General features: G+C 50.9%; 26 protein-coding genes. 14 read left to right on the top strand and 12 right to left on the bottom strand.

The window, feature by feature from the left end; genetic code table 11:
- Window positions 1–11 precede the first annotated feature (11 nt).
- On the bottom strand, window positions 12–854 hold the full coding sequence (locus tag GOC95_RS02500; RefSeq protein WP_275355534.1) for an NAD(P)H-hydrate dehydratase: 843 nt from the start codon (window positions 852–854) through the stop codon (window positions 12–14).
- Window positions 855–985: 131 nt separating this feature from the next.
- Here GOC95_RS02500 and GOC95_RS02495 point away from each other — a divergent pair, with 131 nt between their 5' ends.
- The 4 genes from GOC95_RS02495 to ftsB are packed head-to-tail and all read left to right on the top strand — an operon-like array spanning window position 986 to window position 5,158.
- On the top strand, window positions 986–2,620 hold the full coding sequence (locus GOC95_RS02495; protein WP_194747857.1) for a CTP synthase: 1,635 nt from the start codon (window positions 986–988) through the stop codon (window positions 2,618–2,620).
- 10 nt (window positions 2,621–2,630) lie between these two features.
- Window positions 2,631–3,470 carry a 3-deoxy-8-phosphooctulonate synthase gene (gene kdsA / locus GOC95_RS02490; protein ID WP_275355531.1) on the top strand — a complete coding sequence of 280 codons (840 nt, stop codon included), beginning with the start codon at window positions 2,631–2,633 and terminating at the stop codon, window positions 3,468–3,470.
- A gap of 28 nt (window positions 3,471–3,498) precedes the next feature.
- A complete protein-coding gene (eno, locus tag GOC95_RS02485) occupies window positions 3,499–4,785 on the top strand; it encodes a phosphopyruvate hydratase (RefSeq protein WP_194747853.1) in 1,287 nt (428 codons plus the stop codon).
- A gap of 16 nt (window positions 4,786–4,801) precedes the next feature.
- Window positions 4,802–5,158 carry a cell division protein FtsB gene (gene ftsB, locus GOC95_RS02480; RefSeq protein ID WP_275355530.1) on the top strand — a complete coding sequence of 119 codons (357 nt, stop codon included), beginning with the start codon at window positions 4,802–4,804 and terminating at the stop codon, window positions 5,156–5,158.
- A gap of 44 nt (window positions 5,159–5,202) precedes the next feature.
- Here ftsB and GOC95_RS02475 read toward each other — a convergent pair whose 3' ends face one another.
- Window positions 5,203–6,210, bottom strand: a complete 1,008-nt coding sequence (locus GOC95_RS02475) for a folate-binding protein (protein WP_275355528.1) — start codon at window positions 6,208–6,210, stop codon at window positions 5,203–5,205.
- A 57-nt stretch (window positions 6,211–6,267) separates the two neighbouring features.
- Here GOC95_RS02475 and GOC95_RS02470 point away from each other — a divergent pair, with 57 nt between their 5' ends.
- Window positions 6,268–6,732, top strand: a complete 465-nt coding sequence (locus GOC95_RS02470; RefSeq protein WP_275355527.1) for a hypothetical protein — start codon at window positions 6,268–6,270, stop codon at window positions 6,730–6,732.
- Window positions 6,733–6,743: 11 nt separating this feature from the next.
- Here the strand turns inward: GOC95_RS02470 and GOC95_RS02465 are convergent, their stop codons facing one another.
- From GOC95_RS02465 to GOC95_RS02435, 7 genes are all read right to left on the bottom strand, one after another.
- Window positions 6,744–7,778: a VWA domain-containing protein gene (locus tag GOC95_RS02465; protein ID WP_275355525.1), complete on the bottom strand. Its 1,035-nt coding sequence runs from the start codon at window positions 7,776–7,778 to the stop codon at window positions 6,744–6,746.
- 63 nt (window positions 7,779–7,841) lie between these two features.
- Window positions 7,842–8,873 carry a vWA domain-containing protein gene (locus GOC95_RS02460; RefSeq protein ID WP_194747845.1) on the bottom strand — a complete coding sequence of 344 codons (1,032 nt, stop codon included), beginning with the start codon at window positions 8,871–8,873 and terminating at the stop codon, window positions 7,842–7,844.
- A 51-nt stretch (window positions 8,874–8,924) separates the two neighbouring features.
- Window positions 8,925–9,464 (bottom strand): hypothetical protein, encoded by a 540-nt coding sequence (locus tag GOC95_RS02455; protein ID WP_194747843.1) that lies wholly within the window; start codon window positions 9,462–9,464, stop codon window positions 8,925–8,927.
- On the bottom strand, window positions 9,449–10,435 hold the full coding sequence (locus GOC95_RS02450; protein WP_275355522.1) for a vWA domain-containing protein: 987 nt from the start codon (window positions 10,433–10,435) through the stop codon (window positions 9,449–9,451). The genes GOC95_RS02455 and GOC95_RS02450 overlap by 16 nt, the downstream gene beginning before the upstream one ends.
- The gene (locus tag GOC95_RS02445; RefSeq protein ID WP_275355520.1) at window positions 10,435–11,415 is read right to left on the bottom strand and encodes a hypothetical protein; all 981 of its coding nucleotides are present in this window, start codon (window positions 11,413–11,415) and stop codon (window positions 10,435–10,437) included. The genes GOC95_RS02450 and GOC95_RS02445 overlap by 1 nt, the downstream gene beginning before the upstream one ends.
- Window positions 11,416–11,427: 12 nt before the next feature.
- Entirely contained in the window at window positions 11,428–12,285 is an 858-nt protein-coding gene (locus GOC95_RS02440; protein ID WP_194747837.1) for a DUF58 domain-containing protein, read from the bottom strand.
- Window positions 12,286–12,327: 42 nt separating this feature from the next.
- The gene (locus GOC95_RS02435) at window positions 12,328–13,344 is read right to left on the bottom strand and encodes a MoxR family ATPase (protein ID WP_275355518.1); all 1,017 of its coding nucleotides are present in this window, start codon (window positions 13,342–13,344) and stop codon (window positions 12,328–12,330) included.
- A 267-nt stretch (window positions 13,345–13,611) separates the two neighbouring features.
- Here GOC95_RS02435 and fabA point away from each other — a divergent pair, with 267 nt between their 5' ends.
- Both fabA and fabB read left to right on the top strand, forming a co-directional pair.
- Window positions 13,612–14,127 carry a 3-hydroxyacyl-[acyl-carrier-protein] dehydratase FabA gene (gene fabA, locus GOC95_RS02430; protein WP_194747833.1) on the top strand — a complete coding sequence of 172 codons (516 nt, stop codon included), beginning with the start codon at window positions 13,612–13,614 and terminating at the stop codon, window positions 14,125–14,127.
- A 53-nt stretch (window positions 14,128–14,180) separates the two neighbouring features.
- The gene (fabB, locus tag GOC95_RS02425) at window positions 14,181–15,407 is read left to right on the top strand and encodes a beta-ketoacyl-ACP synthase I (protein ID WP_275355515.1); all 1,227 of its coding nucleotides are present in this window, start codon (window positions 14,181–14,183) and stop codon (window positions 15,405–15,407) included.
- 78 nt (window positions 15,408–15,485) lie between these two features.
- On the opposite strand, the gene GOC95_RS02420 is transcribed toward fabB, so the two are convergent.
- Window positions 15,486–15,983 (bottom strand): type II secretion system protein, encoded by a 498-nt coding sequence (locus GOC95_RS02420; RefSeq protein WP_275355513.1) that lies wholly within the window; start codon window positions 15,981–15,983, stop codon window positions 15,486–15,488.
- Window positions 15,984–16,062: 79 nt separating this feature from the next.
- Between GOC95_RS02420 and GOC95_RS02415 the strand changes: the two genes are divergently transcribed.
- On the top strand, window positions 16,063–16,608 hold the full coding sequence (locus GOC95_RS02415; protein WP_275355512.1) for a DUF1439 domain-containing protein: 546 nt from the start codon (window positions 16,063–16,065) through the stop codon (window positions 16,606–16,608).
- 4 nt (window positions 16,609–16,612) lie between these two features.
- Here GOC95_RS02415 and GOC95_RS02410 read toward each other — a convergent pair whose 3' ends face one another.
- The gene (locus GOC95_RS02410) at window positions 16,613–17,005 is read right to left on the bottom strand and encodes an MTH938/NDUFAF3 family protein (RefSeq protein ID WP_275355511.1); all 393 of its coding nucleotides are present in this window, start codon (window positions 17,003–17,005) and stop codon (window positions 16,613–16,615) included.
- A 160-nt stretch (window positions 17,006–17,165) separates the two neighbouring features.
- Between GOC95_RS02410 and GOC95_RS02405 the strand changes: the two genes are divergently transcribed.
- From GOC95_RS02405 to GOC95_RS02385, 5 genes are all read left to right on the top strand, one after another.
- A complete protein-coding gene (locus GOC95_RS02405) occupies window positions 17,166–18,392 on the top strand; it encodes a pyridoxal phosphate-dependent aminotransferase (protein ID WP_275355510.1) in 1,227 nt (408 codons plus the stop codon).
- Between the two features lie 42 nt (window positions 18,393–18,434).
- On the top strand, window positions 18,435–19,748 hold the full coding sequence (locus GOC95_RS02400; protein ID WP_275355508.1) for a homoserine dehydrogenase: 1,314 nt from the start codon (window positions 18,435–18,437) through the stop codon (window positions 19,746–19,748).
- A gap of 44 nt (window positions 19,749–19,792) precedes the next feature.
- Window positions 19,793–21,226, top strand: coding sequence for a threonine synthase (gene thrC, locus GOC95_RS02395; protein WP_275355506.1), 1,434 nt, complete (start codon window positions 19,793–19,795; stop codon window positions 21,224–21,226).
- Window positions 21,227–21,244: 18 nt separating this feature from the next.
- The gene (locus GOC95_RS02390) at window positions 21,245–22,039 is read left to right on the top strand and encodes a thymidylate synthase (protein WP_275355504.1); all 795 of its coding nucleotides are present in this window, start codon (window positions 21,245–21,247) and stop codon (window positions 22,037–22,039) included.
- Between the two features lie 174 nt (window positions 22,040–22,213).
- Window positions 22,214–22,741 (top strand): PepSY domain-containing protein, encoded by a 528-nt coding sequence (locus GOC95_RS02385; protein WP_275355502.1) that lies wholly within the window; start codon window positions 22,214–22,216, stop codon window positions 22,739–22,741.
- 369 nt (window positions 22,742–23,110) lie between these two features.
- On the opposite strand, the gene GOC95_RS02380 is transcribed toward GOC95_RS02385, so the two are convergent.
- Window positions 23,111–24,217 (bottom strand): GntR family transcriptional regulator, encoded by a 1,107-nt coding sequence (locus GOC95_RS02380; RefSeq protein ID WP_275355501.1) that lies wholly within the window; start codon window positions 24,215–24,217, stop codon window positions 23,111–23,113.
- Window positions 24,218–24,564: 347 nt separating this feature from the next.
- Here GOC95_RS02380 and GOC95_RS02375 point away from each other — a divergent pair, with 347 nt between their 5' ends.
- Complete coding sequence (locus tag GOC95_RS02375; protein WP_275355499.1) at window positions 24,565–26,433, top strand: PQQ-dependent dehydrogenase, methanol/ethanol family; 1,869 nt, start codon at window positions 24,565–24,567, stop codon at window positions 26,431–26,433.
- The last annotated feature ends 62 nt before the right edge of the window (window positions 26,434–26,495 follow it).

Below are 26,495 nucleotides of genomic sequence, written 5' to 3'. Positions count from 1 at the left end.
TTAGAAAAGGGTTAAGTTTTTAAAAGCGCCTGCAACACGGCCGGAATCATCCCTGGCAAATCTTCTGCAATCAATCCCACTCCAAATAAACGCGCGGCTTGCGCATGCATCCAGGTGGCCGCCGCACATGCTTCGAATGCGGGCATGCCTTGTGCCAACAGACTGGCAATCATGCCCGCCAGCACATCGCCAGCGCCTGCAGTCGCCAAGGTCGGCGGTGCCTGTTCGTTGATCAACACCCGGCCTTCCGGTGTGGCAATAATGGTGTGGGCACCTTTGAGTAAAACAATCGCCCCGCAGGCTTGTGCCGCCGTTACTGCTTGTGAGATTCGCTTGGGTCTATCATGCGCCGCACTCATTCCAAAAACGCTTTTGAACTCGCCTTCATGCGGGGTGAGCACGCAGCTTGCACCTATCGCTTGCTTGAGGGTGTCCATCTGACCGGCAAAGGTTGTCAGGGCGTCGGCATCGATGACCACCGGTTTGCCTGTGGCTAACATGGCAAGAGTGGTGAGTCTAGTGTCTTGTGAGAGACCTGCCCCGGGGCCAATTAAATAGCAACTCACGCGCGCGTCTTCAAGCAGTGTCTGTAATTCTGCGGCATGCGCATAGGGCTTCACCATGACGCTCAATAGCGTGCTGGCATAAATTGGTAGCGCGACTTCTGGGGCTGCAATCGCCGTCATGCCTGCCCCGCATCTGGCAGCCGCCATCGCCCCGAGGCGGGCTGCGCCTGTTATCGGGTAGCCACCCTGGATCAGCACATAGCCGCGGCTATATTTATGGCTTAGCGCATGCGGTTGCGGCAATAATGGTTGCCACAGGGCTGGAGCGTTTGTTTGAGCGTCATACATGATGGAATTGTATGCGTAAGCGCAGGCCTTGGCGAGTCGCTGCCAGATTTAATGCCTGACTTTCATTGTGGGAGAGGGGGGTTTACGGTAAAATGTTCTCCCGTCTGTAACAATCTCAAAGTACCTGATCCATGACCAAATATGTATTCGTAACCGGCGGTGTTGTTTCTTCTCTTGGAAAAGGTATCGCGGCCGCCAGCCTCGGCGCCATTCTCGAATCGCGTGGCATTAAAGTGACCATGCTGAAACTTGATCCCTATATCAACGTTGACCCCGGCACCATGTCGCCATTTCAGCACGGCGAAGTGTTTGTGACCGACGACGGCGCGGAAACCGATCTCGATCTTGGTCATTACGAGCGCTTTATCAGCAGCAAGATGTCCAAGCGTAACAACTTCACTACTGGCCAGATTTACGAAACGGTGATCAAGAAAGAACGCCGTGGCGAATATCTGGGTAAAACCGTACAGGTCATTCCGCACATTACCGATGAAATCAAGGCACACGTGAAACGTGGTGCTGAAGGCGCGGATGTGGCGATTGTCGAAGTGGGTGGTACGGTCGGCGATATTGAGTCCTTGCCGTTTCTGGAAGCGATTCGTCAGATGGGGATTGAAGAAGGCAGAAACAACGCCTGTTATATCCATCTGACCTTGCTGCCATGGATTCCAACCGCAGGCGAGCTGAAAACCAAACCCACCCAGCACTCGGTGAAAGAGTTGCGCGAAATCGGTATTCAGCCTGATATTTTGATGTGCCGTGCTGAACGCGAAATCCCTGAAGATGAAAAACGCAAGATTGCCTTGTTCACCAATGTGGCTTTTGAGGCGGTGATTAGTGCCATTGATAGCGATTCGATTTATAAAATCCCCGGCCTGTTGCACGCGCAAATGCTGGATGAGATTGTTTGCCACAAACTGAATATTCTTGCCAAAGCAGCGGATTTGTCTGCCTGGCAAAAAATTACTCACGCGCAAGCCAATCCCAAAGAGATTGTCGATATCGCATTTGTCGGTAAGTATGTCGATTTGACCGAGTCATACAAATCACTGACCGAAGCGCTGATACACGCCGGCATTCATACCGAGTCCAAGGTCAAGATTCACTACATCGATAGCGAAGACATTGAGAAAAGTGGCACCGATAGTCTCAAGGGCATGGATGCGATCCTGATTCCTGGCGGCTTTGGCGTACGTGGTACCGAAGGCAAGATTGCGGCCATTCGGTATGCGCGTGAAAACAAAGTGCCTTACCTGGGTATCTGCCTGGGCATGCAATTGGCAGTGATTGAGTATGCGCGTAATGTCGCAGGGCTCAAGGATGCGAACAGCACTGAGTTTAACCCTGGCACCGAGCATAAATTGATTGGTCTGATTGACGAGTGGCAAGATGCTTCCGGCAAGATCGAGAAGCGTGATGAACACTCCGATCTCGGTGGCACCATGCGTCTGGGTGCGCAAAGCTGTCCGATTGTGCCGAACACGTTGGCCGCCAGCATTTACGGCAGCGAAGTCAATGAGCGTCACCGTCACCGCTATGAAGTCAACAACCACTATGTGGACCAGTTGAAAGACGCCGGTCTGGTCATTTCTGCACGCACGCCGCGTGAAGAATTGTGTGAAATGATTGAGTTGCCACAGTCTGTGCATCCGTGGTTTGTCGCTTGCCAGTTCCACCCCGAGTTTACGTCTAACCCGCGTGCGGGTCATCCATTGTTTAAAGCCTATGTGCAGGCTGCGCTGGCACAAAAAGCATCCAAAAAATAAGGAATGTTGAATGAAATTATGTGGTTTTGACGTTGGTCTCGAACATCCTCTGTTTCTGATCGCTGGCCCTTGCGTCATTGAATCCAAGCAAATGGCAATTGATACGGCTGGCCAGTTAAAAGAGATGGCTGCCCGCGTGGGGGTGCCATTTATTTATAAATCTTCTTACGACAAAGCTAACCGTAGTTCGACCAAGACTTTCCGTGGTTTTGGTATGGAAGAGGGCCTGAAAATTCTGGACGAAGTGCGTGCCCAGATCGGTGTGCCGATCTTGACCGACGTGCATACCGAAGAACAGGTGCCTCACGTGGCCGCGGTGGTGGATGTGTTGCAAACCCCGGCTTTTCTGTGCCGTCAGACCGACTTTATCGTCGCTTGTGCCCAGTCTGGCAAGCCGGTCAATATCAAAAAAGGCCAGTTTTTAGCCCCTGGTGACATGAAACAAGTGGTCAACAAGGCTAAAGAAGCCAACGGCGGTGCCGACAATATTATGGTTTGCGAACGCGGTGCTTCGTTTGGCTATAACACGCTGGTTTCTGACATGCGTGGTTTGGCGATTATGCGTGAAACACAGTGTCCAGTGGTATTTGATGCCACCCATTCTGTCCAGCAACCAGGCGGGCAGGGCGAGAAGAGTGGCGGTCAGCGTGAGTTTGTGCCGGTGTTGGCACGTGCAGCAGTGGCGAGTGGTATTGCCGGGATCTTTATGGAAACGCATCCTGACCCGAGCCAAGCTTTGTCTGATGGCCCGAACGCCTGGCCCTTGGGCAAAATGGAAGACTTGCTGCACTTGCTGGTCGATCTCGACAAGCTGGTCAAGAAAGCCGGTTTCGCAGAACAAACCCTATAATTTTTTTCATCTTAGATAAGGATAAATCATGAGCGCTATTGTAGATATTATCGCCCGCGAGATTATGGATTCCCGTGGCAACCCGACGGTTGAAGTCGACGTTTTGCTGGAAAGCGGGGTGATTGGTCGTGCGGCAGTGCCTTCAGGCGCATCTACCGGTACCAAAGAGGCCGTGGAACTGCGTGATGGCGATAAAAGCCGTTACCTGGGCAAAGGCGTATTGAACGCGATTGAGAACGTCAACACGGAAATTACTGAAGCGATCATTGGCCTGGATGCTGAAGAGCAAAGTTTTATCGACAAGACGCTGATTGAGCTGGATGGTACCGAGAACAAAGACCGTCTGGGTGCAAATGCGATTTTGGGCGTGTCCATGGCCTGTGCACGTGCGGCGGCTGAAGAAAGCGGTTTGCCACTGTATCGTTACCTGGGTGGTTCTGCGTTCATGCAATTGCCAACGCCTATGATGAACATCATCAACGGCGGTGCACACGCAGATAACTCTGTGGATATTCAGGAATTCATGATTGTGCCAGCGGGCTTGCCAAGCTTCCGTGAAGCCTTGCGTGCGGGTGCAGAAGTGTTCCATGCACTGAAGAAAACCTTGCATGCCAAAGGCTTGGCGACGACTGTGGGTGATGAAGGTGGTTTTGCACCTAACTTGCCCTCCAACGAGTCTGCCTTGCAACTGATCATGGAGTCCATCGAAGCCGCTGGCTATGAGCCAGGCAAAGATATTTACCTGGGCCTGGATTGCGCCAGTACCGAATTCTACCGAGATGGTAAATACCACCTTGAGTCTGAAGGCGCTGCACTGACCTCTGCCCAGTTCTGTGACTACCTGGCTACCTTGGCCGATAAGTATCCTATCATCACCATTGAAGATGGTATGAGCGAGTTTGACTGGGAGGGCTGGGACCTGTTGACACAACGCTTGGGTAAATCCACACAGTTGGTTGGCGATGACCTGTTTGTGACCAACCCCAAAATCCTGCGTGAAGGCATCCAGAAAGGCGTGGCCAACTCTGTGCTGATCAAAGTCAACCAGATTGGTACCTTGACTGAAACTTTCCAGACCATCGAGATGGCAAAACGTGCCAACTACACGGCCGTAGTGTCACACCGCTCTGGCGAAACCGAAGATACGACGATTGCCGACATCTCTGTGGCGACCAACGCCTTGCAAATCAAGACGGGTTCCCTGTGCCGTTCAGAGCGCGTTGCCAAGTACAACCAGTTGCTGCGTATTGAAGAAGAGTTGGGCGATGCCACCAGCTACGCTGGCTTGTCTGCTTTCTATCAGTTGTTCAAATAACTGATTTTGGGCCACGGTGCGTAAACTGACAGTTGTATTAGTGGTCCTGATTGCCCTGCTGCAATATCCGTTGTGGCTGGGCAAGGGCAGTTGGTTGCGCGTATGGCAATATTCACAGCAGATTGAGGCGCACCAAAAGCGTAACGATTATTATCGGCAACGCAATGAAACACTGCGCGCTGAAGTGCGCGATCTCAAGCAGGGACAGTCTGCGATTGAAGAGCGGGCACGCAGTGAGTTGGGCCTGGTGAAGCAGGACGAAATATTTTTTCAGGTGATTCAGAACAAGTCTTCAGCCAGTAAGAGCCAGACCGACGCTGCGGCCAAGCCCGCAGATGCAGTGCCTGTGATCCCGGCGCAGCCGTCCCAATAAAAAGGCGCTTCTAGCGCCTTTTTTATTTTTATTGACCTAGTAGATTAGGGCAAGGGATACGGTAATTCTTTAAACAGCAAGGGCTGACCTTGCCAGAGAATCTCTCCGGCCTCTTTGGCTTCCAGTCGGCATTCTGCCAATACCCACCAGCCGCCACTCAAGGCATCGGGCGCAACGCGCACCAGTTGACCCGCGTCTTGTGTCTGGGCATCCTGCAAGGTGTCGCCTGCCAGTGGTACTTGGGCGGTTTTAGGCAGTTGTGCCAGCAATGTGCGGCGCTTGACCTTGCCCAGATAGTGCGTGCGGGCAACGATCTCCTGGCCGGTATAGCAGCCTTTCTTAAAGTTGATGCCATTTAATGCATCCAGATTGACCATTTGTGGGACAAACTGTTCTTTAGTGGCTGAGTAAACTTGCGGAATCCCCGCCTGAATTTCCAGCGCTTCCCAGTGAGCCGTGCTGCTTGGGGTGAAGGTCGCGCGCAGCGATTGCCAAACGGTTTCAGCCTGGTCGGCAGCGACAATCAGCTGGGCGCGTTGTTGTGTGCCAGCGTCAGCGAGGCGGATCAGCGTCCCCAGCTCGGTTTGCGCCAGTTGATGCGGATGCGCGGGCAGGCCAGTCAATGTGCTCGCAAGCGCATCACTCGCCAATCCCAGGCTGTAGAGGCGCTCACTGGCATCCTCTACCACCACCTTGCTGCGTAACACATACATGCGCAAGCGTTTCACCAGGTCTGGCACCAAGGCGCGCGGGCATTGCAAGTAAATGACGTCCTCAACAGTAAAGGAGTAGAACAGCGCCAGCAAGCGGCCTTTGGGCGTGCAATAACCATTGAATTGCGCACCTTGAGCGAGCAGTTTAATATCATTGGTGACCTGGCCCTGCAAAAAGGTCTGGCTGTCTGCACCGCTGATGGCGATCAGGCCATTGCCCGACAGGTCAAATAGTTGCGCAGAGGCCTTTTCTATGGGAAAGCTGGCTTCACCTTGTGAATTGAACTGCGCCCCTTGCGAGATTAAAAACGTTTGCCATGCAGTGGCTGGATTGGACATAACTCGGTTTTCCTTCTGGGCCAGAGTCGCTTGCGCGGCTTTGCCCTGGTTCATGCAATGAAAAAAGCTATTTTATCAACTGAAATTGATCTGCGCTTACGACCATCATATCTTTTATGGGGCTGGTGGTGCTTATTTTCAATGCTGGTGATGGCCTGCCTGTGGTGGAAATTAGCGTTTGTCTGGGCGTTGAGTGCAACGGCTGTCTATGGACTGGCAAGTGGCTGGCACTGGACGCAACTGGCGGCAACCTCTTGGAAACACAGTATCCAGAGACTGCGTGTGGATGTGTATGGGCAGATGACTGTCGTGAACCGCACGGGACAGGTCTATCAGGTCAGCGTGCTCTCTGATAGCGTTGTGCATCCGTGGTGCCTGGTCTTGCATATGCAGCTGCAACCGCTGCAAGAGGCTGCGCCTGAATCCATGCCGCGCACGCAGCGTATGCTAGTGCTCCCTGACCAGGCCGACAGGGCAAGCTTGACGGCTTTGCGCGTCTGGTTGCGTTGGGGACAGGCTTGAATGGCTCATGCTTAAAAGTGATTGTCGTGTGCGACATCGTGTCTAGCTTTAAACAAGCGCGTCTGCCTCAACTTGGTAAATCGTTTGCGTAGTGTATGCGTGAGCTGTCGTTTGGAGTCCTGGTTGAGGTAGGCGCTGACGATGCATACCGCAGACAGGGTGGCGAGTATCCAGTCTATCGGGTATGCCACAATTTCATAACGTGGCGAGCTGTGTTTTTGGATGTGTTGCAATACATGGTGGGGGTCATCGCCATCCAGGTATTGCGCGCCAATTTCTTCAGACAGTTTTTTCAAATAGGCAGACGCCCGCCTGGAAATATAGCGGTCATAGTCCGAGACAGCCACGCTGTCATCACGTCCACTGCTTTTACTGGCGGTGACCTGCGCGATATTAGGCTGGACGGCGAAGCTTTCATTCGACCAGTAGCCTATCATCTGATTGTTTTCTGTCAGCTTGGGAATGCCAGCCCCTTGGTCTGTCCCGACGCCGACAAAGTAAAAGTCGTCCGAGCCCTGAAAGTCTTTGAGGTTACGCGTGTTAAAGGCATGCAACAGGGGCGCTTCATCGCCATCAGTAAAAATGACGGCTTTGGTTGCCTCAGGCATTTGCCGCAATAGTTTTGCTGCCATCGGCACGCTTTGGCGTAACTGACTGTTGCCGGTCCAGGCCATGCGCCAATCAAGATGGTCTATGGTCTGCTGTATAGCTGAAAAGTGTTTGCAGACATGCAGGGGTGTGTAAAGGGCGGCTACCGCATCGCCTGCAAACAGGCCGATACTGATGCGGGTCTGACAGGGCAGTTGGGCGATGATGTCATGCATCATGCGTTTGGTGTAATCGAGACGGCTGGCAGGGGCATGATCGAGCGACATATCGACCACATTCATACTTTGCGTGATATCTGCTATCAGCAGGTAAGTATGGATATTGCGCTTAATCGGAATTGAAGGCCGCAAGGCCGCCCCGAGTAAAAGCATCAGTGCAATGCCTAGCAGTAGGGTGTCGCGATGTTTCAGGCAAAAGGGTAGCCATTTTTTGTGCATGGTCAGGTCTTCTGTTTGCCTGCATCGCTGGCCTAGGATGTCAGAGGGGCGAGGCGTTAACGGTTATTGAAAATGGTTGTCGTGGGCGACGGCCTCGCTTTTTACAAAAAATCTGGATTGAATCTCACGACGGTAAAGATGCAGGTTCTGCTTGATTTGCCGCCAAGGGTGATGGCTCGCATAGGTGGCGAGTATACATAAGCCTGCTAGGCTGGCCAGTAGCCAATCCAATGGTAAGGGAGCAATATCGCGGCGGGCCGGTTTTTGCTCCTTCATGGCTTTGAGGACGGTATAGGTGCTGTCACCTTTGATGAATTTTGCGCCAATTTCTTTGGTCAGGTTTTCCAGATATTCGCTGGCCAGTTTGGAGACATAGCGGTCATGGTCACCAAATGCGACGTTATCGTCGCGTACACCCAAAGTGCTTTCGGAGATCTGTGCGATACCAGGCTGCATGGCAAAACTTTCGTTAGACCAGTAGCCAATGACCTGATTATCCTGGCTCAGCTTGGGAATCGCCACGCCTTCATCGGTACCGATGCCAACAAACAGCCAGTCATCACCGCCTTGAAATTCATCGAGGTTTTTGGTGTTGAAGGCGTGCAGTTTAGGGGCTTCTTCGCCATCGGTAAAATACAGCACTTGCGCCGGCTCAGGCATGGCACGCACCACTTTCGCGGTCACAAACAGGCTTTCACGCACCCGGCTGTTACCTGACCACGCCATACGCCAGTCCAGATGGGCAATGGTGTCCTGGATTGCGGCAAAATTACGGCATACCTCAATCGGTGCATACATGGCGGCGACCGAGTTGCCAGCAAACATGCCGATGCTGACTTTGGTGCCACATGGCAATGAAGCCACCACTTCATGCATCATATTTTGCATATAGGCCATGCGCGTGACTTTTTTGCCATGCAGCATCATGTCCTCTGCATTCATGCTTTGCGAAATATCTGCAACCAGAAAATAGGCATAGATATTATGTTTAAACGGGATGCTGGGTCGCAAAATTGCTCCCAGCAGAAAGAGCAGTGCCAGGGCGAGCAGCGCCGTGTCGCGATGCTTGATAAAGTGTCTTAGCCAGATTTTCATGCCATGCCAGTCAATATGTTCAGATCCAGAGCCAGAGAGAATCGCCGCCGGTTATGGCAATCCGTTGGGAATGTTGCCCATAATCAACCCGGGATTGTCAGATTCGCCTACACCTGGCGTGGGTTTTTCTGGCAGCAAGCCAAGAACGCGGTCATAGTTGCGGCGTGTGCCCCAGTTGCTGTTATCTGCTTTGAGCGCTGATTTATAAGAGGTGGCCGCTTGCGACAACAGGTATTCAATCTCATCACGTGTGCTGTTGTCATTGCCGCCCGTCATTTGGATTGCACGCATGAAAAACATATTACCCACATTGTGCAGAATGGCCGCGCGCTGACTGGCATTGGCTTGTTCGATGAGCTTGGTAAACAAAAGTGTGGACTCCTTGTAACGTTCATTTTTGCCTAACCAGTAGGCGACTGCATACTTGGCTTCGAAACTTTGCTGGTCAGTTTGCGGACTTTTAGCTGTTGCTACGGCCTGATTAAAGGCTTCGACTTGCTTGATACGTTGCCAGCTGTAGGCGATGGTGCCCGCGGCCAAGACCGCAACTACGACCAGTCCAATCACAAGTTTATTTACGCTGAGCGCCATGTATGAATCTCCAAGTATTTAACCGCCAGCAAGAGTGCAATCATGACGAAAGCCACCCAGTAACACACATTGGTGTAATCATGGCCGGGGATTTTTTCCAGATATTGAATCGGTTTTTTTTCTTTGCTGTTGATGTCGGCAATCGCCGCTTCCAGTGACTTGGGATCTGCGGCTTCATAGGCGCTAAACGGGGTACGCAGCGTCTGGAAGAACTGATACAGCAACACTTCGGTTGGCATGGGGCCGTCGTAGCCACTGGCCGTATATTTGGGATCGAAGATGGTAATGCCACCTGGCTGGCGCAATACAATCCAGTACAAGCCGATGTTATAGCGTTGCAGCCAGTCACGCAGCTTCTGTTGCACCATGTCACTGACGCGTCCTGCACCATCAGAAATCAGGATAATCACGCGAGAGCCGGAGTCCGGCATATCCTTGAACAATTCAACCGCACTGGTCAAACCGCCGCCAATATTGGTTTGAAACAGCGAGTTGCCAGCAGTCGCCTGAATAGCAGACAAAATCGCTTCTTTATTTTCAGTCAGCGGTAACACATACATGGCTGAGTTACTAAAGGTAATCAGACCCATCATGTCGTTCTGGCGGCTTTGCACAAATTTGGTCATGATACGTGCGGCTGCGACCGATTTGGTTTCACCGACATTACCATCTTTGTCTCCGGCAAACGGGTCGTCCATACTCGCGCTGCGGTCCAGCACCAGGCCGATCTGCGCACCTATGCCGGTCCGCTCAACCTGTTGCTCCAGACTATGTGGGCCGGCCAGGCCCAAAATAATGAAGACGATGCTAATGACGGCCAATACCTTGAGTAAAAAACCGATGGTTCTGGACAGCGGGTCCGGTGGCAACAGGCTCACCCAGGAGTAATGTTTACTATGGGAACGATCTAGCAATAATGGTAACAGCGCCAAGGGGAGTGCCCACAACAGCCAGGGATGGATAAAAGCCATTATGCGAGTACCTCTGGCTTCAAGCCGCGTTCGCAGTCGCGCATGTGCCTACAGAATTTTTTCAGCCATTCACGTGGTGGGATGCCCAGCTCCAGCGGTGTGCTGGCGTCAAAAAATACTTGGCGAGACAAGGCAAAAAAACGTTCAATTTCTGGCCTTGCAGGGGTAAAACCAGGTTTTTGCTGCAAGAAATGCTCGATACCATTACCAAATACGCTGTGCCCCGCCACCTGATGCAAGGCTTCATGTACGGTGGAAATGGCCTGTTGCAGACCTTGCGCATCGTCCGGCAGTTTGCCAAGCTTGCGGTAGGCTTTGGCAAAAGCACCGCCCATGCGCGGTAACCAGGTATTGGCCGCCAAAATGTAGACTAAGCCTAGCAAACAGACAGCCAGCACACCAGTCGCCACCTTTAGCGCCAGCCATTCTTTGTCGGCATGCAGTTTCAAGGGGGCGACAAACGGGCTCATTTCATTCTTCAGGTTGACTTCGCCATACACAGAGAGGGGCGAGGTCCTAAAGTTAAACGAGGGCATGCGGAATTGCTTGATGTCCTGACTGCCTTGCTGGCGAAGCTTGACGATTTCACCTCTGAGGATGGCGGGCTTGACCACGCGACCAGATTTGAAGACCTGATATTCGAGATGTATCGTATACACGGTCTGTTGTCGCTCATGGGCTTCCTCCATGTCAATTGCCGTCAATTCAATGCCAGAAACCTGGCCACGATAACGGTGCTCATAACCGACAATCGGTAGCGACTCCTTGATCAATTCGTAAGGTTGCTTGACGGTCAGGATCATGGTCCGTTGCAGCTTGTCACCGACGAAAAAGCCGGCATCGCGGGTCGGGTTGATTTCCTGGACACTGACAAATTTATTGTCAACGGATGGCAAAATCACATCGGCAACGCTGCTAAGTGAGGCAGACAACAGGCTGGCTGCTAACACTAAAGATAAAAGATGGTGGCGCGCTTTCATGGGTCGCTTTCCTCAGGCAGGCACGTATTGATGGAAGTATTCGGTCAGTAAATCGGCATCGAATTGGTCTTCCACAAAAAAGGGCTGCATATCAAATCTCATAAAAATATCTTCAATGGCCTGGCGACGGGCCGCGAACGCTTCCAGGATGCGTTGACGGTAGGAGGCGCGTAAAAACAGCGTGCGCCGCTCGCCGGTTTCAGGGTCATTGATACTGGTGATGCCAAATTCTGGCAACTGCTTGTATTCAGTGCTATTCCATAACACCACTGGCACAATATGATGACGCAGCATGAGCACCAGCGCGGCTTCCAGTTGTTCCAGCGGCATATGAAAATCGGACACCATGAAAATCAGGGATCGCTCGCGTGGCAACAACCTGACGCTTTCCAGCAGGGCGGCGGCACCGACCTCATTGGGTAAATGGTTTTCAAGGCGGTCAGCCAGGTCAAACATGCTGTGTGGCCGTGAAGACAACGTAGACAGCCACGCGTCATGCAAATCATCATCAAAGCCGATAAAACCAACAGGATCCGTATTGCGGCAAGCCGATTGGGCGACCGAGCGGGTGATTTCAGCCGCAGTCACCAGTTTGGTATGCGGTGTGCCGTATTGCATGGAGCCCGACATATCACACAGGACAAACACAGGCGTGGCGCTTTTCTGGTTAAAGATACGCACATAAACCTGCTCCATGGGGTCACGTATGGTTTGGCGGATGTCAATCCGGCGCGGGTCAGGATAGGACAGCAGCGTGGTATGACCGCGAAACTCCATCCCCATGCCACGCTGATTGCTCTTGTGGCGGCCAGGGCGACGTGCGCGCGAGCGCCAGCCGATGTGGTAGCTGAATTCCTTAATTGTCTGCATCACTTTTCAGTACTCGTTATTTGTGAATTCGTACATCATCCATTAAGGGGCAGCAATCGCGTGAACGATACCGGACAGCAATTCGCGGGCAATTTCAGTCCGGCGCATTTCGTAGACCGGGCTAAAGACCAGGCGGTGTGCAATGGTTTCATGGAACACGGCATGGATATCTTCCGGTACCACTGCAGCGCGGTTATTGAGCCAGGCATTGACGCGGGCGGCACGCAGCAGCATACCCATCCCGCGCGGGCTGGCGCCACTCAGTACCAGGCGCTTCATGTCTACGTTGGAGACCTTGACGCCATAGGCAACCGGATCTTTGGTGGCCAGCCACAGGTCAAGTGCATATTTGCGCAGGGCAGGGCTGGCCTGAATGTTTTCCTGGATTACCTTGGCAAAACTGTTTAGCTGGTCAAACTGGAGGATGTCGGCTGGCACATTTGAAATCAGTTGGTCTACATCATGAAAGCGCGTATCAAAAATCAGGGATTCCATAATGTCGTGTGCAGGCGGCACTACGATTGGAATTTCCATCATGAAACGGTCGCGCGCTGCTGAAGGAATATCAAAGGTTTCTTCGCGCTCTACCTGGTTGCGGTCAGCAAACACCAGCATGTGCGGGAAATAATGTTCTTTGTTAAACGCGGTCAGTGTCCGTTCCGCCATCACGCGCAACATGAGGGAGTGCACTTGTGGCCGCGCGCGGTTGATCTCGTTAAAGAAGAAGATCGACAAGTCCTGGCCTGACATCAGCAGCGGACCGGGGCTGACATGAGGTTTGCCATCTTCGCCCAAATAAGTGTGATACACCAAATCATTCGGCATCAGGTCTATGGTGCCTTCAATTCGCTGGTAGCCACCGCCAATGCCACGGGTGAATGCGCGCAGCAAGGTGGTTTTGCCAACGCCCACATCACCTTCCAGCAGCACATGGCCGCGCGCAAACACGGCCGTGGTAATCAGGCGTACCGGGGTTTCCTGACCGACGACCACTTTGTTGACTTCTGACTCGAGTGTGAGCGCATGGGTACGCCAATCGTTGAGTTGTTGTTCTTGCATGCCTGATTTCCTGATGATTTGAATGTATTAAGTGATTCTGATTGTAACTAAATTGTAACTTTAACGGGGTGAAAAATTCACGAATCCTTTTTTAAACCCCGTCAGACAGCCGGTTTTTAATATGTAAAATTCAGTAACAATTTTGGGAATGTTACCTGTGTTTTGAAGAAAAGTATACAGGTCTGTATAGTCTTTGCGTGACAAAAAGCTTTCACTAAACGCAATTTCCGGCGAAAATATTGTTTTATACTAAAAATCTAAAAATACATGACTAGAAAAAGTAGTTTCAGTAAAGAGGAGTTGCTGTCTTGCGGTCGCGGCGAAATGTTTGGTGAAGGCAACGCGCAATTGCCACTGCCTCCTATGCTGATGTTTGACCGGATCGTAAAGATTTCTGATGAAGGTGGAAAATATGGCCAGGGCGAAATTATTGCCGAGCTGGATATCCGTCCTGACCTGTGGTTTTTTGAATGCCACTTTACCGGAGACCCTGTGATGCCAGGCTGTTTGGGTCTGGATGCGATGTGGCAGCTGGTAGGCTTTTTTCTGGGTTGGAAAGGTGGGCCTGGACGTGGCCGCGCGCTGGGTTCAGGCGAGGTGAAGTTTACCGGTCAAGTCCTGCCCAAGGCCAAGTTGGTGCGTTATCACATTGACTTAAAACGCGTGATCATGCGCAAACTGGTGATGGGGATTGCGGATGCACGGATGGAGGTGGATGGTCGTGAGATTTATTCTGCCAGCGATTTGCGTGTTGGGCTGTTTACCACCACAGACAATTTTTAGTACGGATCATTTTTAGTATTCGTGACCGTTTTTTGAAGTTTAAGGGAGGCGCAATGCGTCGCGTAGTGATTACAGGATTTGGTATCGTATCAAGTCTCGGTAATAACAAACAAGAAGTGCTGGAGAGCCTGAAAGCCGGGCGCTCTGGCATAAGCTATCAGCCGGAGTATGCCGAGCGCGGTTTGCGCTCGCACGTGGCGGGTTCGATTAAAAAATTGGATATCGAAGCCCTGATTGACCGTAAGTTGTTGCGTTTTATGGCCAAAGGCCATGCTTATGCCTGGTTGGCCATGCAGGAAGCGATTGCTGATGCGCAACTGCCAGCGGAACTGGTGTCCAATGTGCGGACCGGCCTTATTGTCGGTGCCGGGGGGACCTCCACCGAGAGTATGCTGGAAGGCACCAATACACTGGCTGAAAAAGGGATTCGTCGTGTGGGACCTTACATGGTCACCAAAACCATGAGCAGTGGCATTGCTGCCTGCTTGGCGACCGGGGCGAAAATCAAGGGCGTCAATTACGGTATCAGCTCTGCCTGTTCAACCAGTGCCCACTGTATCGGGGCCGGTGTAGAGCAAATTCAATTGGGTAAACAGGATATTGTGTTTGCTGGCGGCGGCGAAGAAGAGCACTGGACCATGAGTTATCTGTTTGATGCCATGGGCGCCTTGTCGAGCAAATATAATGAGACGCCTGAAAAAGCTTCCCGTACTTACGATGTGGATAGGGATGGCTTTGTCATCTCCGGTGGAGGCGGCATTGTCGTGCTTGAAGAGTACGAACATGCAAAAGCCCGCGGTGCGCAGATTTATGCTGAAGTGATAGGCTACGGGGCAACCTCTGACGGCTATGACATGGTGGCTCCCAGCGGGGAAGGGGCGGTGCGCTGTATGCAGCAAGCCCTGCAAGGGATTAGTCCGGAAGACATTGATTACATCAATACGCATGGGACTAGCACCCCGGTTGGTGATACCAAAGAGCTTGAAGCCATTCGCGCTGTTTTTGGCACGCAAAGCCGGGCAGCGATTGCCTCCACCAAATCACTGTCTGGTCATGCGCTTGGGGCCGCCGGTGTCAATGAAGCCATTTATACCTTGCTGATGATGCAGCACGGATTTATTGCGGCCTCTGCCAATATTGATCATCTGGACCCGGCGGCTGAGGGCTTGAATATTGTGCGTCAGGCCATTCCATCTGCCAAGGTGCAAACCGCACTTTCTAACAGCTTTGGTTTTGGTGGCACCAACGCCACATTGACCTTGTCAACCAAACATCTTTAAGCTTGGGTTGAGCTGTATATAGCCGTGTGTGATTTCAACACACGGCTTTTTTATTTTTGGTGCCTGCTTGACCTGATATTAGCAACCGCTACTGTCTGTCTGGATCGTCAGAGGCTGAGTGCTGTTTGCACCGGAGGCCAGGATATATTCCAGCTTGCAGTGTGCGCTGTTTCTGGCCCCTTGCAAATAATAGGTGGCATGCTCACGATCTGACAGGGATGGCTGGATAGCAAATTTCCCAGTGTCTAGTAACTGGTTGAGGGTGCCTGCACCATCACTATTGCCCAGCCAGCCGACAGGATAGCTTTGGCTGAAGTAAATAACATTGCCCTCTATCGTGGTTGACGGTGCCACTTGCTGGCTGTCACATTGCGGATCGGACATGCATACGCCTTTGGCCATGATGGCAGTCGCTTGTACGTTAGCTTTGAAGGCTGACAAGCTGGCTTGTCTGGCCTGTGAGTCGACCTGAGAAATACGTGCATAGGCAGTCACAGCAAGCGCTGATAGAATCAGCATGACCACAATCATTTCTACCAATGTAAATCCAGGCTGGAGGCGATGTTTAATTCCCATAGCGCACGATCTTATCGTATCCTCTGTGAAGTGTTTTCGATTTTTGTTGAATGTTACAAGTGTTAAATAGGGCTTACAAATGCGTCAATTAATCGGGCTTTGCCTCAGTGTTTTGCTAGTGTTACTCCTCTCGCACTGTGTGAGTCTGGGCGAGCGCACCTTGCATATTAATACGGCACAATTACAGCAAAAGTTGAATCGAAAACTGGAAAAACCGATCACGCTTATGCGTATATTGCACCTTCAGCTTTCTAATGCACTCGTGTCGGTCGAGCCTGGCTCAGGCCGCATACATGCCTTGATGGATGCGAATGTCCGTAGCGATTTGCTGGCTAACTCTGCGACCGGCAAACTCGGTCTCTCTGGTTTGTTGAGGTTTGATCAGGCGCAACAGGCGGTGGTGCTGGATCAGCCTGAGGTGGATTCGTTACAGCTGGATGGTGCCGGCAGTGAGTGGAGCAACCTCGCCCAGCAGTTGGCTAAAGACATAGGTCGGCAATGGTTTAAGCAGGTCGTGCTATATGACGTGAAGCCGGAAGATTTGAGTTATGCCGGGAGAAAGTATCACCCCGACCAGTTCAAAGTCACCCCGGATGGGCTAAGCGTGACGCTCAAGCCGCTGTAAGCGGCTAACTTGCGTCCGAGAGGTGTTTTTCAAGTAGCAGGGCAGCCACGACTTTTCTGTTTTCTGCGCTCAAAATGTTGAAGGTACGGCAAGCGGCTGCAGTGGTCATGCATTCCACAGCGATCAGTTCAGATAAAAAGGGCTGCAGATGTTTGGGGTGAATAAACCGCTGTTTGTCTCCCGTCCCCAATAACACGACTTCTGGTTTGAACTCTAGAATGAGTGATAAAGCTTGACCGTCCAGCTTTTCCCATGGGCCATGAAACCAGTCAGTGCGCAGTGCTTGATCGCTGACAATGACTGGTTGTGGATAGCGTTGCTGATTAATGGTCACCGCATCGCTATCGACGCCATGAATCTGGTATTGCTGTTCACCGGTATGCAGATGTAGTTTCATAAGTTTGAAGCTCAATTGTGAGGTGGCTGAATGTGCAAGGACTATCCAATCCAGACCCGATGCCGCGTACTAGGTTCATTGATGTAGCAAGGGTTTGCAGGTAGAATGAAAGTTTTACTTTAAGAGCTTAACACACGCCAGATGTGTTTGTTAATCCGCTATGCAGCCAGTCAATAAATCCAGCAAACTCAGTAATGTCTGTTACGACATCCGCGGCCCTGTATTACAGCGCGCACGCCAGATGGAGGAAGACGGGCAGCGCATTATCAAGCTGAATATCGGTAACCCGATGCCGTTCGGTTTCAATGCGCCAGAAGAAATTGTTCAGGACGTGATTCATAATATGGATCAGGCCTCTGGCTATACCGATTCCAAAGGGTTGTTTGCCGCACGTAAAGCCATCATGCATTACACCCAGCAAAAGAATATTACTGGCGTGACCATAGACGACATTATTATTGGCAACGGCGTGTCCGAGCTGATTGTCATGGCTATGCAAGGCTTGCTCAATAATGGTGACCAGATTCTGGTGCCCATGCCCGATTATCCACTGTGGACGGCGGCTGTCAATCTGGCTGGCGGCACCGCACGGCATTATGTGTGTGATGAGCAGTCTGGCTGGTTGCCTGACCTTGAGGATATTGAGAACAAAATCAATGCCAATACCAAAGGTATTGTGATTATCAACCCCAATAACCCCACCGGTGCCTTGTATCCTAAAGAGACGCTGGAAGGCATTATTGAGATCGCCCGCCATCACGGCCTGGTGATTTTTGCCGATGAAATTTACGACAAGGTCTTGTACGACGGCAATACACATACTTCGATTGCCTCTTTGGCCGATGACGTATTGTTTGTGACCTTCAATGGCTTGTCCAAGAACTACCGGGCTTGTGGCTATCGTTCCGGCTGGATGATTATCTCTGGCGATAAAAAAGACGCCAAGGACTACATCGAAGGCCTGAATATGCTGGCCTCTATGCGCTTATGTGCCAATGTGCCCGGCCAACTGGCGATCCAGACTGCGTTGGGAGGATACCAAAGTATCAACGATCTGGTGGCCCCTGGTGGTCGTCTGTGCAAACAGCGCGACCTGGCCTATGACATGTTGACCGCGATGCCAGGGGTGACCTGTGTCAAACCTCAGGCCGCCATGTATTTGTTCCCCAAGCTGGATGCCAACATGTATCCGATTGCGGATGACCAGCAATTTATTCTGGACTTGCTGCTCGAAGAAAAAGTGCTGTTGGTACAGGGGACCGGTTTTAACTGGAAGTCGCCAGACCACTTCCGGGTGGTCTTCCTGCCTAATGTGGATGACCTGACCGAGGCCATGACACGTATAGGGCGTTACCTCGATGGGTATCGAAAGAAACATTCAAAATAAAAGGTGTGCCAGTGGGCATGCCATCAATGGTGAGTATTAAGTATGAAAGAATTAAAAGTTGGATTGTTGGGCATAGGCACAGTAGGCGGTGGTACTTACACCGTGCTCACCCGTAACCAGGCGGAAATCGCACGCCGGATTGGGGGCAATATCCGTATTGTGCAAGTGGCTGACCGCAACCTGGAGCTCGCCAAACAGGTCACCAATGGGCAGGTTGCCTTGACTGACGACGCCTTTGCCGTGGTCAATAACCCGGAGATTGATGTGGTTGTCGAGTTGATCGGCGGCTACACCATTGCCAAGGAGTTGGTGCTGCAAGCCATTGCCAATGGCAAGCACGTGGTCACGGCCAACAAGGCCTTGCTGGCCGTGCATGGTAACGAAATTTTTAAAGCTGCGTCTGATAAAGGCGTGATCGTAGCATTTGAGGCGGCGGTCGCAGGTGGTATCCCCATCATCAAGGCTTTACGTGAAGGCTTGAGTGCCAACAAAATCGAATGGGTGGCTGGCATTATCAACGGCACCACCAACTTTATCCTGAGCGAAATGCGTGACAAAGGCCTCGCCTTCGCAGATGTGCTCAAAGAAGCGCAGCGTCTGGGATATGCCGAGGCTGATCCGACGTTTGACGTCGAAGGCATTGATGCCGCACACAAGCTGACCATCATGGCCAGTATTGCGTTTGGCATGCCCATGCAGTTTGAACAAGCTTACACTGAGGGCATCACTCAACTCAGCATTCAAGATATTAGCTATGCGGCAGAGTTGGGCTACCGCGTTAAATTGCTGGGCATCAGCAAGAAAACCAGTGAGGGCGTCGAGTTGCGTGTGCATCCGACTTTGATCCCGGAAAAACGCCTGATTGCCAATGTCGATGGCGCCATGAATGCCGTTGTGGTGAAAGGCGATGCCGTTGGGCCTACCTTGTACTACGGCGCCGGTGCGGGCGCTGAGCCTACCGCGAGTGCTGTGGTGGCTGATTTAGTCGATATCGCTCGCTTGCAGGGCACGCAGGCCGAACAACGCGTGGCCTATTTGGGCTACCAGTTGGACCAGCAGCAAGCTTTGCCCGTGTTGCCGATTGCAGAAGTGTATTCTGATTACTACTTGCGTTTGCGTGCATCGGATAAACCCGGTGTCATGGCCGATTTGACCAAGATTCTGGCTGATCTGCAAATTTCGATTGATGCCATTCTGCAGAAAGAGCCGGCAGATGGGGAGTCAGAAGCGGATATCGTCATTCTGACCCATACCACCCAGGAAAAAACCATGGATACCGCGATCGCCCGTATCGAGGCCTTGCCCGCTTTGACTGGTAAAGTGACAAAAATCCGTGTCGAATCCTTGTCGCGCTAAGTCAGTCTAATGTTGACCCGGCCAAATTCAGTGAGTGTCATACAATGAAATATATCAGTACCCGCGGGCAATCGCCTGCTTTGAGTTTTAGTGAGATTTTGCTGGGTGGCCTGGCGCCAGACGGCGGCTTGTATCTGCCTGAGCAGTATCCGCAATTCAGCGATGCTGACCTCAATGCCATGCGTGGCATGAGTTACCGTGAGCTGGCGTTTGCGGTTTTGTCACGCTTGGTTGATGACAGTGATATTCCACACGCAGATCTCAAAGCCATTATTGATAAAACCTACCGGGCTGAAGTCTATCAATATGCGCGTGCTGGCCAAAATGCCGAGGACATTACACCTACACTCAAGCTCGAGGATAATCTCTACCTGCTGAGTCTCTCAAATGGGCCAACGCTGGCGTTTAAAGACATGGCGATGCAGCTGCTGGGCAACCTGTTTGAATACGTGCTGGAAAAAACTGGCCAGACCACCAATATTTTGGGCGCAACGTCCGGTGATACAGGCTCAGCGGCCGAATACGCCATGCGTGGCAAAAAAGGCGTGCGTGTCTTCATGCTATCGCCTTACCAGAAAATGAGCCGCTTCCAGACGGCGCAGATGTTCAGCCTGCAAGATAAAAACATCTTCAATATTGCGGTTAAAGGGGTATTTGATGATGCACAGGATATGGTCAAAGCCGTCTCAAATGATCATGCATTCAAGGCGCAATACAAAATCGGCGCAGTCAACTCCATTAACTGGGGGCGCATTGCAGCCCAAATTGTGTATTATTTCAAAGGCTATTTGGCTGTGACCACAAACAACAGCCAGAAGGTCAGCTTCACCGTGCCGAGTGGCAACTTTGGTAATGTCTGTGCAGGGCATATTGCGCGCATGATGGGCTTGCCCATTGATCAATTGATCGTTGCTACCAACGAAAATGATGTGCTGGACGAATTTTTCAATACCGGCGTTTATGCGCCGCGTGGTTCAGCCAATACTTATCATACCTCCAGCCCGTCCATGGATATCAGCAAAGCCTCCAACTTTGAGCGCTTTGTCTATGACTTGGTGGGGCAAGACAGCGCAAGGGTACGCGAGCTTTGGACCGCTGTGGATCATGGGGGCAAGTTTGACCTGAATGCAGATGGTTATTTTGAGAAAGTGGCTGACTTTGGGTTTGTTTCAGGCCATAGTAACCATGCCAACCGGATGCAAATCATACGCACTACCAAAGAAAAATATGGCGTGACTATTGATACGCATACTGCCGATGGCTTGAAAGTCGCTCTGGAACACCGTAAGCCAAATGTGCCCATGCTAGTATTGGAAACGGCATTGCCGGCCAAGTTTGAAGACGCCATCGTGGAAGCTCTAGGAGAAAAACCTGAGCGGCCAGCCAGCCTGCAAGGCCTGGAAGACTTGCCGCAAACCTCGACCGTCATGGACGTCAGTGTCGATGCGATTAAAGCATTTATCGTCGCCAATACCTAAATTAGCGGGAGCCTGTCTATGCAACAGTATCATGATTTACTGAACCACGTACTTGCGCATGGTCATGTCAAAACTGACCGCACCGGTACAGGCACGATCTCGGTGTTTGGCTATCAGATGCGCTTTAATCTGGCAGAAGGTTTTCCATTATTAACGACCAAAAAGGTACACCTGAAGTCGATTATTCATGAGCTCCTCTGGTTTTTGCAAGGCAGTACCAATATTGCCTATCTCAAGGAACAAGGCGTCACCATTTGGGATGAGTGGGCAGACGAACAAGGCAATCTCGGCCCGGTCTATGGTTATCAATGGCGCAATTGGCCCAAGCCGGATGGCAGTCATATTGACCAGATTTCGCAGGTTATAGAGCAGATCAAAAAGACCCCTGACTCTCGTCGCTTAATTGTGTCTGCCTGGAATGTGGCCGATGTTGAGCGGATGAAGTTGCCGCCATGCCATGCTTTTTTCCAGTTTTATGTGGCAGATGGCAAACTGTCCTGCCAGCTCTATCAGCGAAGTGCGGATATTTTTCTCGGCGTGCCGTTTAACATTGCCTCATATGCTTTGTTGACCATGATGGTCGCGCAGGTGTGTGATTTGCAGCTGGGGGATTTTGTGCATACGCTGGGCGATGCCCACATCTACAGCAACCATATGGAGCAAGTCAAAGAGCAGCTTGCACGCACACCACGTGCCTTGCCTAACATGCGGATTAACCCGGCAGTTAACGATATTTTTGCCTTTAAGTTTGAAGATTTCACACTGGAAAACTACGATCCTTATCCTGCTATCAAGGCGCCAGTTGCGGTCTAAAGAGGCTGGTGAAGGGCGTGAAATGGTTGATTTAAACCATTTTGTTAATAAGGTGTAATATTTGCAAAACCCCTGTTTGTTTTTGATATCCTTTGCATCGTTGTGAATGTGTCAAGATGCGTCCCTAGCGCAGTCTTGCACGTTGAGTTCATGACTTAATCTTAGGAGATCATTATGCAAATCAAAGCGTCATTCATCATTGCCGCTGTATGCGGTGTATTGTCAGCGCCAGCATTCGCTGACCATGAAACTATCAAACCAAAAGCCTACGACAGCCTGGGTAAGTGCGTAAAAGCGGCCTTGTCTGTGCATGATGGCAAAATTGTAAAAGTCGAAGCCAAATCAGAGCGCAAGCAATTGGTATACGAGTTTGATGTGCAGTCCAAAGACGGCTCTGCTTGGGATATCGAGTGTAGCGCCAAAACAGGTAAAGTCACAGAAGTAGAGCAAGAAGTGACCGCGGATGACGAGAAATTCAAAGCCTTGGCTAAAGTTTCAGAAGCCGATGCCAAAGCCACAGCTCTGGCGGCGCATGCCGGTAAAGTGGTTGAAGTGGAGTATGAGCTTGAACCAGATGGCAAAGCCTCTTACGAATTTGATATCCTCGAAGCAGACAACGAAGAAGTCAAAGTTGAAGTTGATGCGACAACCGGTAAGATTGTGGAAACCAGCTACGAAGTTTACCAAATCGGTCAAGAGTAATTGGGTTGTGTCTGTCTCTCCGTGAGGCAGATCCAGTCTCAAAGTCAGAATAAAAAAGGCAGCGCAATTGCGTTGCCTTTTTTATTCTGACTGAGATCAATATGCAAGTTTGGGAGTGTCTACCCCGATACCGGCGGATATGCAGTCTGCTGGTATCGGTCCTAGTGATAGCTCACTCCCGGCTTGAACTTAGCATTTCTCATGCCAACTCTATAAATTCAATTTAACTTAATGTTTTAAAAATCTATTTTTAAAGTAAATATGATTTTTTCCTGAAAATTTGGTGGTTATTAATAGCCGATTTTCGCCTTTGTTTGGTTCCTTTCAACCAATTTGGTGCGTGCCTGATTGCTAAGTGAGTGTATTTGTTTAAGCCATGGTGCGATGTATTGTGGTCACCAGTTTTTTATACTCACCGCGTTTAATCAGGTCACTTTGCGCCAGCATATTCAAGAGCAACGGAGATTGTGAATGGGCGTCCATTTCATTCAAGAACTTGTCTGTGAATCCCAGATTGCTCGCCACATAGCAAATGTTGAACATCTCGCAAAAGGTACCATAGAGGCTGCCGAGTAGCAGGCTGCGTGCGTACTTTGCGGCCAGTGGCGGTTGATGCTCAAGGCCCAGGGGTAGGCGGCTACGCTGGTCATCAATGAGCAGCAGGCCATAGTCGGATAATTTTTGTGCAATCAGGGTGTGCTCGGCTTCCAGGTGGTCTGGTGACACAATCTTGCTGCTATCACACCACACTGCGGATACCGGAAAATTGATGCAGTATTTTTCAACCTGATCAATAAACTGCTGAGTCTGGTTACATGCCATTTCAGGCAGTCTCATGACTGGAATACCGTGCTTTTTCAACGCGCGCTCCAACCCGGTCCCGAATTCGGCATCAATCAATACATAACCATGGGCTGCATCCAGATTGCAGAGGATCGCCTGTTGCAGGCCATGCCGCGCGCCACAGGCAATATGTTCCGGCGGCACCAGATAGCGCCGTTCATGTGCCAGCAAATTTGCCAGCAAATGCTTGAGATGATGCAAGCCCGTGACATCGTAATCTGCTTGCCGCAATTTGTGCAGATGCAATGCTGCCCGGCGCAGATGATGAATACTGCTTTTTTGGATCAGGCTTTCTATGTTGCTGGTTTCGGTGAGTGGTGCGGGAGATGGCTGGCTCTGGCCCGCCATCACTTTGTCTGCTGAGCTGGCACGCTTGGTGGTCTCGGCCACAAAAGTGCCGCGCTTGGGTTGAGTGTAAATCAGTCCTTGTGCAGAAAGCTCTTCGTACACGCGTGAAACCGTTTTTCGGTTGATCCCCAGGCGTTGCGCAATATCGCGTGAGCTGGGCAAGGGACTACCGCCTAACCAGTCACCTGCTTCTATCATCGACCTGAAGTGATCTATGAGTTGCTGATGTATGGAGGAAGGGGAATCTTTATCTAATACCAGTGAGTAATACCAGGGTCTCAGCACGTCTGCGTTTGCCTTATGTTCAAGAAAAGGGTGCCTGCACATCACATTGGGCACGCTTACCTGAAGGGCACACTAGGACATGGCCTTCCGTTACCAGATGATACAAAAAAAAAGCAATTCAATAAAGTTTTCGGAAAAATTCCCGCTCTGGCCCATGAATAAAACCTTAAACTGGCTGGCTGTCATGGGCGGTTATTTATATTACAGTTACAAGCGCTTAATAAAGTGACATATATCCGTTACAGGATGTTTCAGCTCTGGAAATCCTAGTGCCAGTGGCAACTTAAGCACCGCGCAATTGATGTTAACAATTGCTACCTTGTGATTATCTCGGAGATATAACTATCATGAAAATCAAAACTGCTTTTGGTATTGCTGCCAGCGTTGCGCTTGCCATGCCAATGCTCGCATTCGCTGCTGCTGATCAAGAAGCTGCGATGAAAGATCCCAACAACTGGGCACATCCACGTGGTCAACATAATAACCAAGGCTACAGCGCTTTGGCACAAATCAACAAGGGCAACGTTAAAAACCTGAAAATGGCGTGGACATTCGCGACTGGTGTAAACCGTGGTCACGAAGGCTCTCCAGTCGTTGTTGGCAACATGATGTATATCGTGACTGCTTTCCCAAACAACGTATACGCACTTGACCTGAACGACAATCAGAAAATCGTTTGGACCTATTTTCCTAAACAAGACCCAAGCGTACAAGCAGTATTGTGCTGTGACAACGTGACGCGTGGTCTGGGTTTTGGTGACGGTAAAATCTTCTTGCAACAAAACGACGGCATGCTGGTTGCTTTGGATGCAAAAACCGGTGCTAAAGTTTGGGATGTTAAAAACACTGATCCAAAAGTCGGTGCAACTAACACCAACGCACCACATGTGATCAAAGACAAAGTACTGACCGGTTGCTCAGGTGCTGAGTTCGGCGTACGTTGCTTTATCGCTGCATACAACCTGAAAGACGGTTCTCTGGCATGGAAAGCCTATTCTACAGGTCCTGACGCTGAAACACTGCACGACGCTAACACTAACAAAGACAACCCGCTTTACAACGCACTGTCTGTTTATCAAGACGTGAATGGTGGTAACAAAGAAGGCGGTTCTTTCAAGCGCTTGTCAGCTGACCAAATCAAAGGCGGCGAAAAAGAGTTGGGTACTCGTACCTGGTTGAAACCACAAGCGATTAAAGACGGCTGGCAACATGGTGGCGGTTCCGTATGGGGCTGGTGGCCATATGACGCACGTACAAACCTGGTTTACTACGGTGCGGGTAACCCATCCGTTTGGAACCCAGATGTACGTCCAGGCGACAACAAATGGTCTATGACTGTGACTGCACGTGATCTGGATACTGGTGTTGCTAAGTGGGCAATGCAAATGACACCACATGATGAGTGGGACTACGACGGTGTGAACGAAGTGATCCTGTTCGACAAAGGTGGCAAAACATACGCATGGCACCATGACCGTAACGGTTTTGCTTACACCTGGAACGCACTGACAGGTACTTTAATTGCCGCTGAAAAAGTACATCCATTCGTTAACTGGGCAAATGATGTAGACCTGAAAACAGGTGTGCCAAGCAAAGATGGCCGTTACTCAACACACCAGGACTACAATGCTAAGGGTATCTGCCCAGCAGCTTTGGGGACTAAAGACCAACAGCCAGCAGCCTACTCACCAAAAACCGGTTTGATGTACTCTCCACTGAACCACGTATGTATGACATACGAGCCAGTTGAGTCCAAATACGTTGCTGGTCAACCATGGGTTGGTGCGACACTGACTATGTTTGCTGGTCCAGACGGCGTGATGGGTGGTTTCGGTGCTTACGACCCAATGACCAACAAAAAAGTCTGGTACAACAAAGAGAAGTTCTCTGCTTGGAGTGGTGCTTTGACTACAGCTTCAGACATCGTGTTCTACGGTACATTGGATCGTTGGTTCAAGGCTGTTGATGCGAAAACCGGTAAAGAACTGTGGAAATTCCAAGTCGGTTCCGGTGCAATTGGTAACGCTTTCACTTACGGTAACAAAGGCAAGCAATACGTGGGTATCTTGTCTGGTATCGGTGGTTGGGCTGGTGTTGCGATGAACTTGGGCATGACGACTGACACAGACGCACTGGGTGCTGCTGGTGGTTACAAAGAGTTGACCAAGTACAACGCTGCCCCTGGCGGCGGTGCATTGAACGTGTTCTCACTGTAATCTAGCACAGCGCTAACCGATCAAGTCATTGGTCGGTGATACAGACGAAACACCCTGCTTCG

It is taken from the genome of Methylophilus sp. YYY-1 (genome assembly GCF_029132825.1).
GTDB classification, from domain to species: Bacteria; Pseudomonadota; Gammaproteobacteria; order Burkholderiales; family Methylophilaceae; genus Methylophilus; species Methylophilus glucosoxydans.
This window is presented reverse-complemented; position numbering and strand designations above follow the sequence as displayed.